Source organism: Paenochrobactrum sp. BZR 201-1 (assembly GCF_044987585.2).
GTDB lineage: Bacteria > Pseudomonadota > Alphaproteobacteria > Rhizobiales > Rhizobiaceae > Paenochrobactrum > Paenochrobactrum pullorum.
On record NZ_JBJDRZ020000017.1, the window covers coordinates 68,873 to 85,479 of the forward strand.

At 49.4% G+C, this 16,607-nt stretch carries 17 protein-coding genes and 1 other RNA gene; 9 read left to right on the forward strand and 9 right to left on the reverse strand.

The features are described from left to right. Positions 1 to 68 precede the first annotated feature (68 nt). Positions 69 to 272 (reverse strand): YdcH family protein, encoded by a 204-nt coding sequence (locus ACI0FR_RS10790; RefSeq protein WP_374832302.1) that lies wholly within the window; start codon positions 270 to 272, stop codon positions 69 to 71. Positions 273 to 513: 241 nt separating this feature from the next. Here ACI0FR_RS10790 and ACI0FR_RS10795 point away from each other — a divergent pair, with 241 nt between their 5' ends. Further along, the gene (locus ACI0FR_RS10795; RefSeq protein ID WP_374832304.1) at positions 514 to 696 is read left to right on the forward strand and encodes a DUF465 domain-containing protein; all 183 of its coding nucleotides are present in this window, start codon (positions 514 to 516) and stop codon (positions 694 to 696) included. 332 nt (positions 697 to 1,028) lie between these two features. Here ACI0FR_RS10795 and ACI0FR_RS10800 read toward each other — a convergent pair whose 3' ends face one another. Both ACI0FR_RS10800 and ACI0FR_RS10805 read right to left on the reverse strand, forming a co-directional pair. Continuing rightward, complete coding sequence (locus tag ACI0FR_RS10800; RefSeq protein WP_404907426.1) at positions 1,029 to 2,264, reverse strand: MFS transporter; 1,236 nt, start codon at positions 2,262 to 2,264, stop codon at positions 1,029 to 1,031. A gap of 140 nt (positions 2,265 to 2,404) precedes the next feature. Further along, a complete protein-coding gene (locus ACI0FR_RS10805; protein ID WP_374832308.1) occupies positions 2,405 to 2,596 on the reverse strand; it encodes a DUF1192 domain-containing protein in 192 nt (63 codons plus the stop codon). Between the two features lie 157 nt (positions 2,597 to 2,753). Here ACI0FR_RS10805 and ACI0FR_RS10810 point away from each other — a divergent pair, with 157 nt between their 5' ends. Together ACI0FR_RS10810 and ACI0FR_RS10815 are read left to right on the forward strand one after the other, a co-directional pair. Beyond that, positions 2,754 to 3,758: an NAD(P)H-quinone oxidoreductase gene (locus tag ACI0FR_RS10810; protein WP_404907428.1), complete on the forward strand. Its 1,005-nt coding sequence runs from the start codon at positions 2,754 to 2,756 to the stop codon at positions 3,756 to 3,758. 222 nt (positions 3,759 to 3,980) lie between these two features. Then, complete coding sequence (locus tag ACI0FR_RS10815) at positions 3,981 to 4,673, forward strand: DUF1013 domain-containing protein (RefSeq protein WP_374832312.1); 693 nt, start codon at positions 3,981 to 3,983, stop codon at positions 4,671 to 4,673. 124 nt (positions 4,674 to 4,797) lie between these two features. On the opposite strand, the gene ACI0FR_RS10820 is transcribed toward ACI0FR_RS10815, so the two are convergent. The 4 genes from ACI0FR_RS10820 to tkt all read right to left on the reverse strand — a co-directional run bounded on the left by ACI0FR_RS10820 (position 4,798) and on the right by tkt (position 10,435). Beyond that, positions 4,798 to 5,823, reverse strand: a complete 1,026-nt coding sequence (locus tag ACI0FR_RS10820; RefSeq protein WP_404907430.1) for a class I fructose-bisphosphate aldolase — start codon at positions 5,821 to 5,823, stop codon at positions 4,798 to 4,800. 257 nt (positions 5,824 to 6,080) lie between these two features. After that, positions 6,081 to 7,271 (reverse strand): phosphoglycerate kinase, encoded by a 1,191-nt coding sequence (locus ACI0FR_RS10825; RefSeq protein WP_404907432.1) that lies wholly within the window; start codon positions 7,269 to 7,271, stop codon positions 6,081 to 6,083. 69 nt (positions 7,272 to 7,340) lie between these two features. Further along, positions 7,341 to 8,348, reverse strand: a complete 1,008-nt coding sequence (gap, locus tag ACI0FR_RS10830) for a type I glyceraldehyde-3-phosphate dehydrogenase (RefSeq protein WP_374832318.1) — start codon at positions 8,346 to 8,348, stop codon at positions 7,341 to 7,343. A 92-nt stretch (positions 8,349 to 8,440) separates the two neighbouring features. After that, entirely contained in the window at positions 8,441 to 10,435 is a 1,995-nt protein-coding gene (tkt, locus tag ACI0FR_RS10835) for a transketolase (protein ID WP_374832320.1), read from the reverse strand. A 489-nt stretch (positions 10,436 to 10,924) separates the two neighbouring features. On the opposite strand from tkt, the gene ACI0FR_RS10840 reads away from it, so the two are divergent. From ACI0FR_RS10840 to ACI0FR_RS10865, 6 genes are all read left to right on the forward strand, one after another. After that, positions 10,925 to 11,197, forward strand: a complete 273-nt coding sequence (locus ACI0FR_RS10840) for a DUF4164 domain-containing protein (protein ID WP_404907435.1) — start codon at positions 10,925 to 10,927, stop codon at positions 11,195 to 11,197. Between the two features lie 11 nt (positions 11,198 to 11,208). Beyond that, complete coding sequence (locus tag ACI0FR_RS10845) at positions 11,209 to 11,544, forward strand: cell division protein ZapA (RefSeq protein WP_374832324.1); 336 nt, start codon at positions 11,209 to 11,211, stop codon at positions 11,542 to 11,544. Positions 11,545 to 11,653: 109 nt separating this feature from the next. Next, positions 11,654 to 11,812, forward strand: a non-coding RNA gene (gene ssrS, locus ACI0FR_RS10850) — 6S RNA. Positions 11,813 to 11,854: 42 nt separating this feature from the next. Continuing rightward, positions 11,855 to 12,442: a 5-formyltetrahydrofolate cyclo-ligase gene (locus ACI0FR_RS10855; protein WP_404907437.1), complete on the forward strand. Its 588-nt coding sequence runs from the start codon at positions 11,855 to 11,857 to the stop codon at positions 12,440 to 12,442. A gap of 9 nt (positions 12,443 to 12,451) precedes the next feature. Beyond that, a complete protein-coding gene (locus ACI0FR_RS10860; protein ID WP_374832328.1) occupies positions 12,452 to 13,276 on the forward strand; it encodes a TIGR00282 family metallophosphoesterase in 825 nt (274 codons plus the stop codon). Positions 13,277 to 13,454: 178 nt separating this feature from the next. Continuing rightward, positions 13,455 to 14,207 carry a TerC family protein gene (locus tag ACI0FR_RS10865; protein ID WP_374832330.1) on the forward strand — a complete coding sequence of 251 codons (753 nt, stop codon included), beginning with the start codon at positions 13,455 to 13,457 and terminating at the stop codon, positions 14,205 to 14,207. Between the two features lie 63 nt (positions 14,208 to 14,270). Here the strand turns inward: ACI0FR_RS10865 and ACI0FR_RS10870 are convergent, their stop codons facing one another. Both ACI0FR_RS10870 and ACI0FR_RS10875 read right to left on the reverse strand, forming a co-directional pair. Beyond that, the gene (locus tag ACI0FR_RS10870; protein ID WP_374832332.1) at positions 14,271 to 16,091 is read right to left on the reverse strand and encodes an ABC-F family ATP-binding cassette domain-containing protein; all 1,821 of its coding nucleotides are present in this window, start codon (positions 16,089 to 16,091) and stop codon (positions 14,271 to 14,273) included. A gap of 189 nt (positions 16,092 to 16,280) precedes the next feature. Then, positions 16,281 to 16,565: a YMGG-like glycine zipper-containing protein gene (locus ACI0FR_RS10875; RefSeq protein ID WP_374832334.1), complete on the reverse strand. Its 285-nt coding sequence runs from the start codon at positions 16,563 to 16,565 to the stop codon at positions 16,281 to 16,283. Positions 16,566 to 16,607: the final 42 nt, after the last annotated feature.

Genomic DNA, 16,607 nt, shown 5'->3' on the forward strand with positions numbered 1-16,607 from the left:
CTATAAAATAAAAAAGTGCCCTTGCCGTTTGAAACGGTCAGAACACGGGTCTCAGGACAAGAGGTTTTTTAAGCGATAATGTCAGGAATGATCTGACTTTCCAGTTCATGCTGTTTATCTTTAATGGCAAGTTTTTTCTTTTTCATTCGCTGGATGCGCAACATGTCACTTCCGGTTGCTATCATAGCATTAATTGCGACATCAAAATCTTCATGGTCTTGTTTCAGCCGTGCCAGTGCCAGTCTGATTTCGGCTTGATTTTGATCGGACATACAGTGCCCCATTTTACAATGCGTTGATATGCAACAGCGTTTCGTTCAAAAATCGATTTTGGACGCTTAAAAGCTGTTTGATGGTTTGCGCCATGCCTTTAGCACAAATATTGCAGTTAGAAAATGCTACTACTATCAATTCGACAGACCGCCTCATTCATGTCACACTGTCATTGTCTTGTCATAAAAGCTGCTTGAAACGCAGCTCAAGACACTTGAAGGAAACAACCAAGGAGAATTGATGATGGCTATCGAGTCCCATCTTGCCACGCTGGAAAAGAAGCACGGTACTCTCGAACAGGAAATTTCCACTGCGATGGCATCACCGGCTATCGATAATCTTCTCTTAACCGACCTGAAACGAAAAAAACTACTGCTTAAAGAGCAGATTGAAAAAATTAAACAACAAGTCACACAACACTAAATATTGAATCAGACGCGGGACATTTAACAGACCAGGATCAGCAATGACTGATCCATATAAGCAAGTCTGATGTTCACGGCTAACAGGCTGGACGCTTTGTGATCGGTGGTAAAAGATCACTTTTCGCACAAAGCGTGCAGCCAGATTAGCACTTCTTCCTTTTTAAAATTTTTTTCTTTGCAACCTGTCAAAATTGACAGCTGGTATGCTGAAACTATCACTGTCATTTTCCTGTCAGATTTAACAGGGTTGCATACGGAACCGGTCGGTTTGTCTCCGGTTCGGTTGGGGCAGGTTGTGATCGTTACAATCAACAACCTGCCCTCAAAATCTCACTCTGCTTCTGCACGCGGATCAAGCTTAAAAGCTTCAGGTGTTGCACTGCGTTCCGGTGAAATAGTCGAGAACTGATCTTTTTCCTGACGTGGCACAGATTTGCGCACACGTGAGCGAAACAACACATAAACCGCAATAGAAATATGCGATACGGCAGTGATGGCAAAGAGTGCGGAGGGCCATAAATAATCCATCGCCGTTGCCGCAAGCAAGGGCCCCAGCATGGTACCAAAACCATAGAGCAACAATAAACCACTGGATATTTTGACAAAATTTTCCGATGTCGCATGATCATTGGCATGAGCCACCGCCACCGGATAAAGCGTATAGGCCAGTGCGCCATAACAAGCCGCAGAAATAATAATCATTGAACTGCTGTGCGGGCTCAACAAAAATGTCAGCAAACCTACCATTGCGGCAAGGGTTGCCGTTCCGGCCAACACATAGCGCCGGTCAATCAAATCTGAAATGCGCCCGACGGGGATCTGCATCAATGCGCCGGCGGCAATGGTTGCCGACACCATCAAGGCAATCTGTACATTGGTGATACCGGATTTTGCACCATAAACCGCGCCCAATGTGCCCCATGCCCCATTGGCGATGCCCACCAAAATACAACCGACAAAAGCCGCCGGTGAATTGCGGAACAAGGCTTTGAGATCAAGCTGCACTTCAGTTAGCGGTTTAGGGCTGCTGGCAGTGGAAATCGCAATCGGAATGAGCGACAGACAAAAGAAAATACCGGCAAACATAAAGAGATGATCGGAGCGGATATCACCGGCAGAAACCAACATTTGTCCGGTCACGGTCGCCCCGTAGTTGACCATCATATAAAGACCAAAAATCTTACCTCTGCTTTCATTGCTGGCGCGTTCATTCAGCCAGCTTTCGATCACCATGAAAGCGCCTGCCATCGAAAAACCCGTAAATGTGCGCAAAGCTATCCATGTTGTAACATCAACATAAATGCCGGATAAAAGCGCGATGATCGCAGCCGACGCTGCAAAAGTACCAAAGGCGCGCACATGGCCGACACGGCGCACCAAACGTGGCGCGAATAAACAGCCAGCCACAAAACCGCCCGCCCATGTAGTTCCAAGCAGCCCCAGCGATGTCACCGAAAACCCTTCAGCACCACCACGAAGCGGCAACAAAAGCCCGTGCAATCCCGAACCCATCAGCAAAAAAGCTGTACCAAATAACAGAGCCAAAACCTGAACATAAATGCGCAAAAGAATATTCCTAATTTTCAGTCGTTATTTGATTTGAAGTTATGGCAAAATCACCATCAATTATGGTGATTTTGCCAGTCAAAAATATTTATTTACTGCGAGATGCGCATTTATTTTTATTCTGATTCACATTGATTGGATTAATAACGAAACAATGCTTCCGCTTGTTCGCGGCTGCTGCCCCGTAGGCCGTGTTCCTCCCGCAGGCGGTCAATTTCCTGATGAAGCTGCTCGATCAGTTGCTCAATATCCGAAACAGATAGCTCCGAGAGATCATCGCCGATACTGTATCTATGATGAAGCTCGATGGTTTCTTCCAGAAAGCCGGACATGGTATACTCCTCCAAGTCAATATCCGTCACCCAACAGGCTGTAGCTGTCTTTCACGACCCCTTAAAAGCCAGCACACAAATACTTATCATACCTCAATAAGCCGATTTAGCACCCCTAAAATTGCCCCGGTTATTTTAAAGCAATCAGGAGATCAAAATGCATCCGTCATACCCTTCGAAAATGCAGGCAATTGAAATTAAAGAAGCAGGTAGCCCTGATGTTTTGAGCCTGATAACCCGCGACATTCCTGAGCCGAAAGAGGGCGAAATTCTGGTACACGTGCATGCGGCCGGCGTTAATCGTCCTGACGTGTTACAACGTCTTGGCCAATACGCCCCGCCTGAAGGTGCATCTGACATTCCCGGCCTTGAAATTGCCGGTGACGTGGTCGCGGTGGGTGCACAAACTAGCCGCTATAAAATCGGCGATAAAGTCTGCGCGCTTCTTGCTGGTGGCGGTTATGCTGAATATGCGGTGGTGCATGAAAGCAATGCTTTGCCGGTGCCGCAAGGTTTCAGTTTTGAACAAGCCGCCTGCATTCCCGAAACTTTTTTCACCGTCTGGCACAATGTGTTTGAACGCGGCAATTTAAAGAGCGGCGAAGTCTTTTTGGTGCATGGCGGCACCTCCGGCATCGGCACCACCGCCATTCAATTAGCCAAAGCTTTCGACGCTTTCGTTATTGCCACGGCGGGATCAGATGACAAATGCGAAGCCTGCATGAGACTTGGCGCAGACATTGCCATCAATTACAAAACGCAAGATTTTGTCGAGGCCGTCAAAATCGCTACCAAGAGCAAAGGTGCGGATGTGATTCTCGATATGGTTGGTGGCGATTATGTCGACCGCAATTATCAGGCTGCCGCTATGGACGGCCGCATTGTGCAAATCGCCTTTCTCAATGGTGCCAAATCCACCGCCAATTTTGCTCGGTTAATGACCAAACGCCTGACCCATACCGGCTCTACTTTGCGCGCGCGCTCGGTGGAATTTAAAGCAGGCATTGCCGCGGCACTAAAAACCCAAGTCTGGCCACTGCTTGAAAAGCGTCAAGTCGCACCGGTTATGGATCAAAGTTTTACACTTGCAGATGCTCATCTTGCCCATAAGCGTATGGAAGACGGTAACCATATTGGCAAAATCGTTTTGAAAATTTTTTGATAAACACGGCAGTTTTTCGTCAAAATAAGCCCGCTTTCTTGGATTTGAATGAAAAACTGCCGTATCTCATCACCAAAGTTGAAGATAAACAATGTCACTTGATGCAGGGTTTTCTTGCCGACTTGCAAATAAACATATATATAGGATTTGAATTTCCCGGAAATTGTGGTTTTTGCCCACGTCCCGCGCTACCGGAGCGGACGAACAAGAGGATTATATCTAATGGCCACCCAGCTTCTTATGCCAAAAGCAACGGCCGTCTGGCTTGTCGACAATACAGCGCTGTCTTTTGACCAGATAGCAAACTTCTGTCGTTTGCACCCGCTTGAAGTCAAAGCCATTGCAGATGGCGAGGCTTCGCAGGGCATCAAAGGTCTGGATCCAGTCATCACTGGCCAGCTATCGCGCGAAGAAATTGCACTCGGTGAAAAAGATATCAACCACCGTCTGAAATTGTCGGAACCTAAAGTACGTGTACCTGAGCCAAAGCGCAAAGGTGCCCGCTATACACCTTTGTCAAAGCGTCAGGATCGCCCGAACTCCATTCTTTGGCTGGTTCGCAATCATCCTGAACTAAAAGATGCGCAGATTTCCCGCCTTCTCGGCACCACGAAATCCACCATCGAACAGATTCGCAACCGCACCCACTGGAACTCAGCCAACCTGACACCAATGGATCCGGTTACACTCGGCCTCTGCTCCCAAATTGATCTGGATATTGAAGTTGATCGTGCAGCCCGCAACCGTCCGGCTGATGCAGCGATTGATCCGACATTGATGCCGGCAACTGCCACTGAAAATGCACAATATCATGGTGGAGCTGCTGAAGAAGAAGAGCTGGATGCTGAAAAAGTATTCGCTAAGCTTTCTTCACTCAAAGGCTCTGCATCAGATGATGAAGAAGAAGAAATTTAATTGATTTTTTAAAAAGCCGGAACATTTTAAATGTTCCGGCTTTTTTAATGCCTCACGTCACTTCATTTCAAAAAAAGATACAAAAAAACCCCGCTTGAAGCGGGGTTTTTTTAATTCAGGCTTATCAGCCGGCATTTTCGAGAGCTTCGCTCCACTTACCTTCAGCAGCCAGGCCATTCATGCGGGCACGATGTGCAAAGGCCTTCTGACCAGCAGCAACATTTTCAGCCTGACCGCCCCAAGCTTTCAGAGCTGCAGCCTGCAATGCACGGCCATAAGAGAAGGTCAGGTTCCAAGGCATATCAAAGCCTGCATTCATCGCATTGAGGTTTGCGGTTGCTTCAACATCCGACTGACCGCCGGAGAGGAATGCAATACCCGGAACGGCTGCCGGAACGTTCGCCTTCAGGCAACGAACAGTCTTTTCTGCGATTTCAGCAACTGATGCCTTACGGGCATTTTTACCATCAATGACCATGTTTGGCTTGAGGATCATACCTTCGAGCTTCACACGTGCATCATAGAGTTCATTGAAAACAGATTTGAGAACTGCATCGGTCACTTCATAGTTGCGGTCGATGGAATGATCACCTGGAACGCCGTCCATCAGAATTTCAGGCTCTACGATTGGAACAATGCCAGCTTCCTGACAAAGCGCTGCATAGCGAGCCAAAGCTTGTGCGTTCTGCTTGATCGCGCCATAGGTTGGCAGCGCAGAAGAAATCGAGATAACAGCACGCCATTTGGCAAACCGTGCACCCAGTGCATAATATTCGGTCAAACGTTCGCGTAGACCATCCAGACCTTCGGTGATGGTTTCACCTTCAAAACCTGCCAATGGTTTGGCACCCATATCCACTTTAATACCAGGAATGCTGCCTGCATTACGCATGATATCGACCAATGGTGTGCCGTCTTTAGCTTTCTGACGCAGGGTTTCGTCATAAAGGATAACGCCGGAGATATGGTTCTTCATCGCATCATCAGCGCGGAACAGCATTTCGCGGTAATCGCGGCGTGCATCTTCCGTTGATGTTACATTGATGGAATCGAAGCGCTTCTTGATTGTGCCGGAGCTTTCGTCGGCCGCAAGAATGCCCTTACCACTTGCCACCATGGCAATTGCAATATCTTCAAGACGTTCGGTCATACCCAAAAACTCCTGTAAAAGTTAGCTTGGTTTGCCGATAGCAGAACTGGCAGATAAAACAAATGCCCGCCAACTATTTGAAACGATTGAAATAATTTCAATCGATTTAGTTTGAACAAGTTTTTTTAATAATCGTTAAACTGCAACAGATTTGATCCACAGGCTAATTCCATTCGGATTGTAAAGCGAGCATAAAATAAAAAAACCCCACCGAAAAATCCGGCGGGGTCTGTCTTCTAAACTTGTCTGAAAACTGACTATGCTTTCAGTGCATCCACACCCGGCAAAGGTTTGCCTTCCATCCATTCAAGAAAAGCACCGCCTGCAGTGGAGATATAAGTGAAATCATCGGCAACCTTGGCATGGTTCAAGGCTGCAACAGTATCACCGCCGCCACCAACGGATACCAACTTGCCCTGACGGGAGCGCTCTGCCACATGGCAGGCAATCGCAACAGTTGCAGCATCAAACGGATGCAATTCAAACGCACCGAGCGGACCATTCCAGATCAGGGTAGAGGCATCATCAATAACGGACGCAATACGCTCAACCGACTGCGCGCCCACATCCAGCATCATACCGTCTGAAGGAATCGCATCCACGCCATAGGTCTGATGCGGCGCATCGGCTGCAAAATGCCATGCGACGACTGCATCAACCGGTAGCACAATCGCGCATTTGCTTGTTTCAGCCTTTGCCATAATGGCGCGCGCTGTATCGGCCAGATCATGCTCGCACAAAGATTTGCCAACATCGTGGCCAAGAGCGGCAAGGAATGTGTTGGCCATACCACCACCGATCACCAGTGCATCTACCTTTTCAATCAGGTTGGAAAGCAAATCAAGCTTGGTGGAAACTTTTGCTCCGCCAACAATGGCCACAACCGGACGCACCGGTGCGCCGAGACCTTTTTCCAGTGCTTCCAATTCGCCCTGCATAGCGCGACCGGCAAAACTCGGCAGGATATGCGCCAAACCTTCGGTGGATGCATGGGCGCGGTGCGCTGCTGAAAAAGCATCATTGATATAGATATCGCCATTTGCGGCAAGCGCCTTGGCAAATTCCACATCGTTCTTTTCTTCGCCTTTGTGAAAACGGGTGTTTTCAAGCAGCAAAACATCACCGTCATTCATGGCGTTAACAGCATTGCTTGCCTTTTCACCAATGCAATCTTCCGCAAAAGCGACTTTCAAGCCCAGTGCTTTATGCAATGCGCTAACCACAACTTTCAGTGAAAATTCTGCAACTGCCTCACCTTTCGGACGACCGAAATGCGCCAGCAAAATGGTTTTGGCACCTTTTTTATGCAGTTCCTGAATGGTTGGCAAAATGCGCTCGATGCGGGTGGCATCGCTGACCTGACCGTCGGCAACAGGCACGTTGAGGTCAACGCGTACCAGAACCCGTTTGGACTGAACATCAACATTGTCGAGAGTGCGGAAAGTCATCGGTTTTCTCTCTGTCTTTAAAACTAATGAAAAACGCCCCTTTCATTCAAAAGGGGCGTTGATTTTATCTTAGAGGAACTTAGCCATCGCAACAGCAGTGTCGCTCATACGGTTGGAGAAGCCCCATTCGTTGTCGTACCAGGTCAGGATGCGCACCATGGTGCCATCGATCACTTTGGTCTGGTCCATGTGGAATACGGATGAATGCGGATCATGATTGAAGTCGGTTGATACCAACGGTTCATCAGTGTAGCCCAAAATGCCTTTCAGACGGCCATTGGCAGCTTCACGGATTGCATTGTTGATTTCTTCAACAGTGGTTGCACGCTTGGCAACGAAAGTCAGATCAACGACAGATACGTTTGGGGTTGGTACACGGATTGCAACACCGTCCAGCTTGCCTTTCAGCTCCGGCAGAACCAGACCAACGGCTTTAGCTGCACCGGTTGAGGTCGGGATCATCGATAAAGCTGCCGCACGTGCACGGTAGAGGTCTTTGTGCATGGTGTCGAGGGTTGGCTGATCACCGGTATAGGAGTGAATGGTGGTCATGAAGCCGTGGTCAATACCAACAGTTGCATCCAGAACCTGTGCCACTGGCGACAAGCAGTTGGTGGTGCAGGAAGCGTTGGAAACAACCAGATGATCTTTGGTCAGCTTGTCATGGTTCACGCCATAAACAACAGTCAGATCGGCATTGTCGGCTGGTGCGGAAACGATAACGCGCTTGGCGCCGGCTTCCAGATGCGCTGCGGCTTTATCGCGTGTTGCGAAAATGCCGGTGCATTCCAGCGCGATATCAACGCCTTCTTCTTTCCAAGGCAGTTCGGCAGGGTTGCGAACCGCATGAACTTTGATCGGACCATAGCCCACATCAATTGTATCACCATCAACAGTGACTTTAGCCGGAAAACGGCCATGAACACTGTCATAGCGCAACAAATGCGCATTGGTTTCAACTGGGCCCAAATCATTGATCGCAACGACCTGAATGTCGGTGCGGCCTGATTCAACGATGGCACGAAGGACATTACGGCCAATACGACCAAAACCATTAATTGCGACGCGAACTGCCATTTTATCTCTCATCTTCCGGGTGGGTTGATTAAAAATCTGCGTGTCTTGCGGGGTTGTTTGAAAACCACCCCGCAATCAATCACTTCGCTGTTTTATGCAGCGGTTTTCAGCTTGGCTTCAGCGGCTTCCACAGCGGCTTCAGCAGTAATGCCAAAATGCTTGTAAAGGTCTTCAATCGGAGCAGAAGCACCAAAGCCCTTCATGCCGATAAAGACACCGTTTTCACCAATGAAGCGTTCCCAGCCAAGTGACAGAGCTGCTTCAATAGCAATCTTAACCGGGGCATTGCCCAGAACCGATGCCTTGTAGGAGTCGCTTTGCTGTTCAAACAGTTCGAAGCAAGGAACCGATACAACGCGTGCAGGGATGTTTTTCTCATCCAGCATCGCTTTGGCTTTCATTGCAATTTCAACTTCCGAACCGGTTGCAAACAGAGTGACCTGAGCATCCTGATCAGTGCCGGCCAATTCGTAAGCGCCATAACCGCTTAAGTTTTCATCGGTGTGGGTGGTGCGCACGGTCGGCAAGTTCTGACGGGTCAGAGCCAATGTCGAAGGTGTTTTCTGGGATTCAAGCGCCAACTGCCAGCATTCTGCGGCTTCCACAGCATCGGCCGGACGGAATACCAGATGGTTCGGAATAGCGCGCAGCACTGCCAGATGTTCAACCGGCTGGTGGGTTGGGCCATCTTCGCCAAGACCGATCGAGTCATGGGTCATGACATAGATAACGCGAATGCCCATCAGCGAGGACAAACGCATGGCCGGACGGCAATAATCCGAGAAACACATGAAGGTGCCGGAGTAAGGAATGAGGCCGCCATGCAGCGCCATACCGTTCATCGCAGCAGCCATGCCGTGTTCACGAATACCGTAATGGACGAAACGGCCATCATAGTTTTCAGGGGTTACAGCATTGGTCTGGCTGGTTTTGGTATTGTTGGAACCAGTGAGGTCGGCAGAGCCGCCGATGGTTTCAGGCACGATACCGTTGATGACTTCCAGCGCCATTTCCGAAGATTTACGGGTGGCAACCTTTGGCTTGTCGACGGAGAGCTTCTTCTTGTAATCGATGATGGCCTGATCAAAACCAATCGGCAATTCACCGCGCTGACGGCGCTCGAATTCGGCGCGTTTATCGGCATCAAGAGCCGCGAAACGCTTTTCCCATTCCAAACGCTTTTTGGCAGCATTGAGACCTGCCAAACGCCAGGCATCCAAAACTTCTGCCGGAACGGTAAATGGTTCAGCAGTCCAGCCCAATGCTTTGCGGGTTGCAGCAATTTCTTCTGCGCCCAAAGGTGAGCCATGAACCTTGTTGGTACCGGCTTTGTTTGGTGAACCAAAACCAATCACGGTCTTACAAGCGATGAAGGTTGGCTTTGGCGATGTTTTAGCCTGTTCGATCGCTTTGGCAATCGCATCCTGATCATGACCGTCGACAGAAATTGTGTTCCAGCCTGATGCCTGAAAACGGGCAACCTGATCAGTTTTATCGGAGAGCGAAACAGCGCCGTCGATGGTGATGTTGTTGTCATCCCAGAAAACGATCAGTTTGCTGAGCTCAAGATGGCCCGCCAAAGCGATAGCTTCCTGGCTGATACCTTCCATCAGGCAGCCGTCCCCAACCAGCACATAGGTGTAGTGATCAACAATACTGTCACCAAATTGAGCGTTCAGAATACGCTCGGAAAGCGCCATACCAACACCATTGGCAATGCCCTGACCCAACGGGCCGGTCGTGGTTTCTATACCAGCGGCATAACCATATTCCGGATGACCGGCAGTGCGGGCACCAATCTGACGGAATTTCTTGATCTCGTCGATGCTGATATCTTCATAACCAGAGAGATACAAAACCGAATAAAGCAGCATTGAGCCGTGACCGGCGGAAAGCACGAAACGGTCACGATCCGGCCAATGCGGGTTCTGCGGGTCATGTGATAAAAAACGGGTGTAAAGGGTGGTGGCAATATCAGCGGCACCCATTGGCAAGCCTGGATGGCCGGAATTTGCTTTTTCCACTGCATCCATTGAGAGGAAGCGGATTGCGTTGGCCAACTGGTTTTGTTTGTCGGAATTGGTCATGGTCTCTGCTGTCTTTCCATGAAACGTTCAGCGCTTGTGGCGAAATTTGAAGGCATCGGACACATAGCACCTGCACCTTGGGAGTCAATAAAACGATACACTTTCAAACGATAAACCGGTATCACCTAATCGATTGAACGGTGGATGAGAGGCTAAAACTATGGTTTTTTGATAGTCTCTGCATCAATTTACCGCTGATTCCAGTGTATGAATGCCGCCTTATTGCCGTGATTTGTTGCTTATCAGCCCGCTGATTATTACAGTCAGACAAATAAATCGCAATTGCAGGCGCGATTCGAACCGATTTTTTTATCGTTTAGCCAGCTCATTGTTGATTTTGAACGATTGGACGGATGGATATTAAAAAATAATCAGCCGTTCCTCTTAATGTTTAACCGTATTGCCACCGGCATTCAGTGGTTAATATGTTTGCTCAATGTTCTTAAATATCTTTCTGATCGTTCGGAGCATATACTGGAAAGGTTGATAATGACGCGAGAAACCACCCTTACACAGGCTTTGGAGCGACTTGAAAAGGCGCTGAACGGGCTGGAGCAGGCTGTTGATCTCCGTCTTGATAAAGAAGGGGATTTTGCCGAAGCTGAGGAAGAGGTGCAGCGTATGAATGCCGACCGCAGCAGGTTGGCACAGGAACTGGACAACTCCGAAGCACGCGCCGAGCGTCTTGAAACCGCTAATCGTGAAGTATCCCGCCGGCTGGTCACAGCGATGGAAACCATTCGCGCTGTGTTGGATCGCTAAGGGAGAGCATTATGGCAACCGTTACTGTTACGATTGATGGCAAATTATACCGCATGGCCTGCGACGAAGGACAGGAACAACACCTGACCGGACTGGCTGAGCGTTTTGATCAATATGTCGGCCATTTGAAATCTTCATTTGGCGAAATTGGCGATGTGCGCCTCACCGTCATGGCCGGCATCATGGTGATGGACGAGTTGAACGAGATGCAAAAGCGCGTCAAAGCGCTGGAAGAAGTATCTTCGCAAGCCAATCGCAATGATGCGACACTCACTCATGTTCTTAACGACATGGCGCAACGGATCGAGCAATTGGCCAGCCGGATTGCCCCGCGCCCTGGCTCATGAAGCCTAATCGAATGACTTAATCCCTACCCATTCAGATCATCAATAAAATTAAATATTTAAGTGTATCAGGCACTGGTAATTTAAAGCCAAAAAGATTATATTCTGTATTGGCGTACTGCGCTTCGCGACAGGGGTAACAGCATCCCCGGGGCCTTACTGATCTCTTAGGGAGCTGTCCCTGTGAAGGCTCGTGGGCTTTCGCATATGGCACCCACCTACTTTGTAGGCACCCGGGATCAAACACTTCCATCGGTCGTCGCGGTCGCCACTTATTTTTTCTGCCGTTTCCATCTGTCAACGGATGTATAGTGTGCCAAGCTCTCTCACTGAAAAACAAGTTTTGCGCAATTTGAGCCTCGCCAAACGCGATGCACTCACGCCGGATTTCAGAGAAAAAGCAGCACAAAAAATTTCTGAAAATTATGCCGCTGATTTAAACATCAAAAGCGGGCAAGTGATTTCCGGCTTCTGGCCGATCCGTTCCGAGATCGATCCGCGCCCTCTTCTGAAAAATTTACGTCAGCAAGGCGCGCTCATTTGTCTGCCCGTCATTCTTGATAAAAGCAATATTTGCTTCCGGCTATGGCAAGAAGAACAAGCGCTTGTCCCTTGCGGCTTCGGCACGATGGCACCGGATGAAAATGCACCAACGATACGCCCCGATATGATGCTGATGCCGCTTGCCGGTTTCGACAAACACGGCCACCGGATTGGCTATGGCGCTGGCTATTATGACCGCTATATCGCAAATCTTCATAAGAGCGATCATTTTCCGCAACTGATCGGTCTGGCTTTTGCCTGTCAGGAACTGGAATCCGTGCCCGATGAGCCACATGATGTGCCGCTTGAAAAAATCGTGACCGAGAATGGCTTGCGTTTTTTTCAAACCCGTTATTAAAGACATCTTATGAGATTGCTATTTTTGGGTGACATGGTGGGTCGGACAGGACGCACGGCAGTTTATCAAAAGCTGCCGGAACTGGTTTCCGACCTGAAATTGGATTTCGTTATCGTCAACGGCGAAAATGCTGCTGGCGGTTTCGGCATAACAGAAGAAATCTTCAATGATACGATCCGCGCCGGTGCGGATGTGGTAACTACAGGTAACCACGTCTGGGATCAACGCGAGGCATTAGAATTTTCACGCCGTGAACAACAATTCCTGCGCCCTGCCAATTTTCCTAAAGGCACGGCCGGTCACGGCTCCGGCGTTTATATGGCCAAGAACGGGGCGCGCGTGCTGGTCTCCAATATTATGGGGCGCGTCTTCATGCACCCTGATCTGGATGATCCGTTTTTAGCCGCAGAAAAAATTCTCGAAGCTTGCCCGCTTGGCGAACAAGCCGATGTGGTGTTTTTTGATTTCCACGCCGAAGCCACCAGCGAAAAACAATGTTTCGGCCATTTTGTTGATGGTCGCGCCAGCGCTGTTGTCGGCACCCATACCCATGTGCCAACTGCTGATTATCAAATCCTGCGTAACGGCACCGCCTATATGTCCGATGCGGGCATGTGCGGGGACTATGATTCATCCCTTGGTATGGACAAGGAAGAACCGCTCAATCGGTTTCTTTCCAAGGTACCAAAGGGACGTTTTGAAGTGGCTTCGGGCCCTGCCACCATTTGCGGCGTCGGCATTGAAATTTCCGACCGTACCGGTTTGGCCGAAAAAATCGAACCATTACGTATCGGTGCGCATTTACAGCAAACAATCCCGTCTTTTTGGGCTTAAAGCCGCTTGTAATTTTTAAATACCATCCTAATTTTTGTGTTTGGGGTTACTGTCTGGTGCGATATCATCCGCCAGACAGTTTTTCTGCATCTGAATTATTTTTCTTTCCGACGCAGTTGATGACGGGAGTCCGTTTTTTTCCGCAAAGATTGCTCCGGAAACCGGAGAAAGCACCTATATGGAATTTATTGCGGAACATTTATCCTTCTTGTCCAGTCCGGCAGGCTGGGCTGCACTGATTACATTGGTTGTCATGGAGGTCGTACTCGGTATCGACAATCTTATTTTTATTTCCATTCTCACCAATAAACTACCGCAAGAATTGCAATCCAAAGCGCGGCGCATCGGCATTTCAGCTGCGCTGATTTTACGCCTGCTCTTGCTGTTCACCATTTCCATTATTGTTCAAATGACCGAGCCAGTCTTTGAAATATTCGGTAACGGCTTTTCATGGCGCGACATTATTCTGGTGGCTGGTGGCTTGTTCCTTGTTTGGAAAGCAACCAAAGAAATTCACCACACGGTTGATCCCGACGGACAAAAAGACGCCGCAGTCTCAGGTGCTGTCACCATGACAATGGGTGCAGCAATCGTACAGATCCTGCTGCTTGATCTGGTGTTTTCGGTTGATTCCATCATCACCGCTGTCGGTATGACCGATGAAATTGCTATTATGGTAATTGCAGTTCTGGCCGCGGTCACCGTGATGATGCTGGCGGCAGACCCGCTATCAAAATTCATTGCCGCCAATCCGACAATCGTCATGCTGGCGCTGGGCTTCTTGCTGATGATCGGTATGACATTGATTGCCGATGGCTTCGGCTATCATGTGCCGAAAGGCTATATCTATGCCGCAATGGGCTTCTCCGCCTTGGTGGAAGCACTCAATATGCTGGCGCGCCGCAGACGCAAACAATCAGGCGAGCAGTAACACGCAATAAAAAGGCCGCTTATAAGAGCGGCTTTTTTAATATCATTATTTCAAAGCTTTAGGTTAGCCTTCAATCTCTTCGCGCAGCATTTCCAGTTCAAGCCATTCCTCTTCAAAAGCATCGCTTTCGCTGCGCTTTTTTTCCAGTTCGGCTGCAACCTTGGCAAAAAGATCAGGGTTTTTTGCATAAAGCTGCGGATCAGCCATTTTGGCTTCCAGCACCTCAATCTCTTTGGACAAAGCGTCAATCTTGCCGGGCAGCGTTTCGAGCGCAAATTTCTGCTTATAAGAAAGCTTGCGCTTTTCATCGCGCTTTGGTGCCTGAGCAGCTGCCCCATCACCACTCGCAGCCGCAGATGCAGCCTTTGCCACCTGACGTTTGGCAAGCGCCAGCTCTTTGCGCTGCGCCATCATATCGGCATAGCCACCGGCATATTCCAACCAGCGCCCGTCGCCTTCCGGCGCAATCACCGATGAAACGGTGCGATCGAGAAAATCACGATCGTGGCTGACCAGAATAACAGTGCCGTTGAAGGCTGAAACCAGTTCCTGCAACAGATCAAGCGTTTCCATGTCCAGATCGTTGGTCGGCTCATCAAGAATAAGCAAATTGGCAGGGCGCGACAAAACCCGTGCCAGCATCAAACGTGCGCGTTCGCCACCGGATAATTCACGGATAGGTGTGCGTGCCTGCTCCGGCTGGAACAAGAAGTCTTTCATATATGAAACCACATGGCGCTGCTCACCATTGACGATCAGGCTCTCGCCACGACCATCGGTAAGATAATGCGCCAATGTATCATCGAGATTGAGGCTTTCACGCTTTTGATCAAGCTCTGCCATTTCCAGATTAACGCCCAAGCGCAATGTGCCTGAATCGGGCGCCAATTGGCCGGTCAGCATCGAAAGCAATGTAGTTTTGCCGGCACCGTTTGGCCCCACCAGACCGATACGATCACCACGCTGCACGCGGGTGGAGAAATCTTTCACCAACACACGTTCGCCATAGGCTTTATTTAGGCCTTTGGCTTCAATCACCAATTTGCCGGATTCTTTGCTGTCACTTGCCGCCAACACAGCCGTGCCCTGCGCTTTGCGATGATTGCGAAACTCCGCGCGCATGGAATGCAATTCGCCAAGGCGACGCATATTGCGTTTACGCCGTGCCGTCACACCATAGCGCAGCCAATGTTCTTCACGCACAATCTGGCGGCCAAGCTTATGCAGGTCGCGCTCTTCTTCTTCCAAGACTTTATCGCGCCATTCTTCAAAATGGGCAAAGCCTTGTTCGATGCGGCGTGTGACACCACGATCAAGCCAAATGGTCGAGCGGCTGACATTTTCCAAGAAACGACGGTCATGGGAAATCAGCACAATCGCCGAACGGATCTGGCGCAGCTCATCTTCCAGCCATTCAATCGTATTGAGGTCAAGATGGTTGGTCGGCTCATCCAAAAGCAACACATCAGGCTGCGGCGCAATCACCCGCGCCAAAGCTGCACGACGTGCTTCACCACCCGATAATTGCTGCGGCGTTTCTTCACCTGTCAGCCCCAGATGTTCCAGCAGATAGGTGACACGATGCGGATCATCGGTCGGCCCCAAGCCTGCTTCCACATAAGCGCGCACATTGGCAAAGCCATCCATATCGGGAGACTGCGCCAAATAACGCACAGTTGCGCCCGGATGTTTGTAAACTTCGCCACTGGTAGGCTCAACCATGCCGGCGGCGATTTTCAAAAGTGTGGATTTACCCGATCCATTGCGCCCGACCAGCGCAATGCGCTCACCTTCACTGACCGACAAGCCAGCATCTTCAAGCAGCGGTGTTCCGCCAAAAGTCAGTTTAATCTGGTCAAGGCGAAGAAGTGGTGGTGGTGCCATGGATAATGATTACTTCTCGTTCAGGTGTATTTTTTAAATCAAAGGTCAATTGCACTGCTTGTCGTCGAGAAAGAGCTTTGTGTCAAATGACGTCTTGTCAGCACACAAAAAAACAGGCCGGAAAATCCGACCTGTTTCTCATATTTTCAAGCCAAGCTTGCAAATAAATGAACCTCAATGGTTCTATTATTATTGGCAAGGAGCTTCATAAACGCGGCCATATGGGTCGCGGTATTTACAATATTGCACACCATTGCGGGTTGTGGATGCACCAACCAATGTACCGGCAACTGCGCCAATAGCAGCACCTGTCAGCGCACCGCGGCCATTACCGCCAATTGCGCCACCTGCCAACGCACCAAGAGCTGCACCACCAACGCCATAACCAGCCGTACGCTGTTCATTGGTTGTGCAAGCTGCTGTTGAGAATGCGAGCAATCCTGCGACTGCGATCATAGTAAGACGTGATTTCATGGAAGAAATCTCCCTTTGAATGTTGAAAACCACCGACCTTGC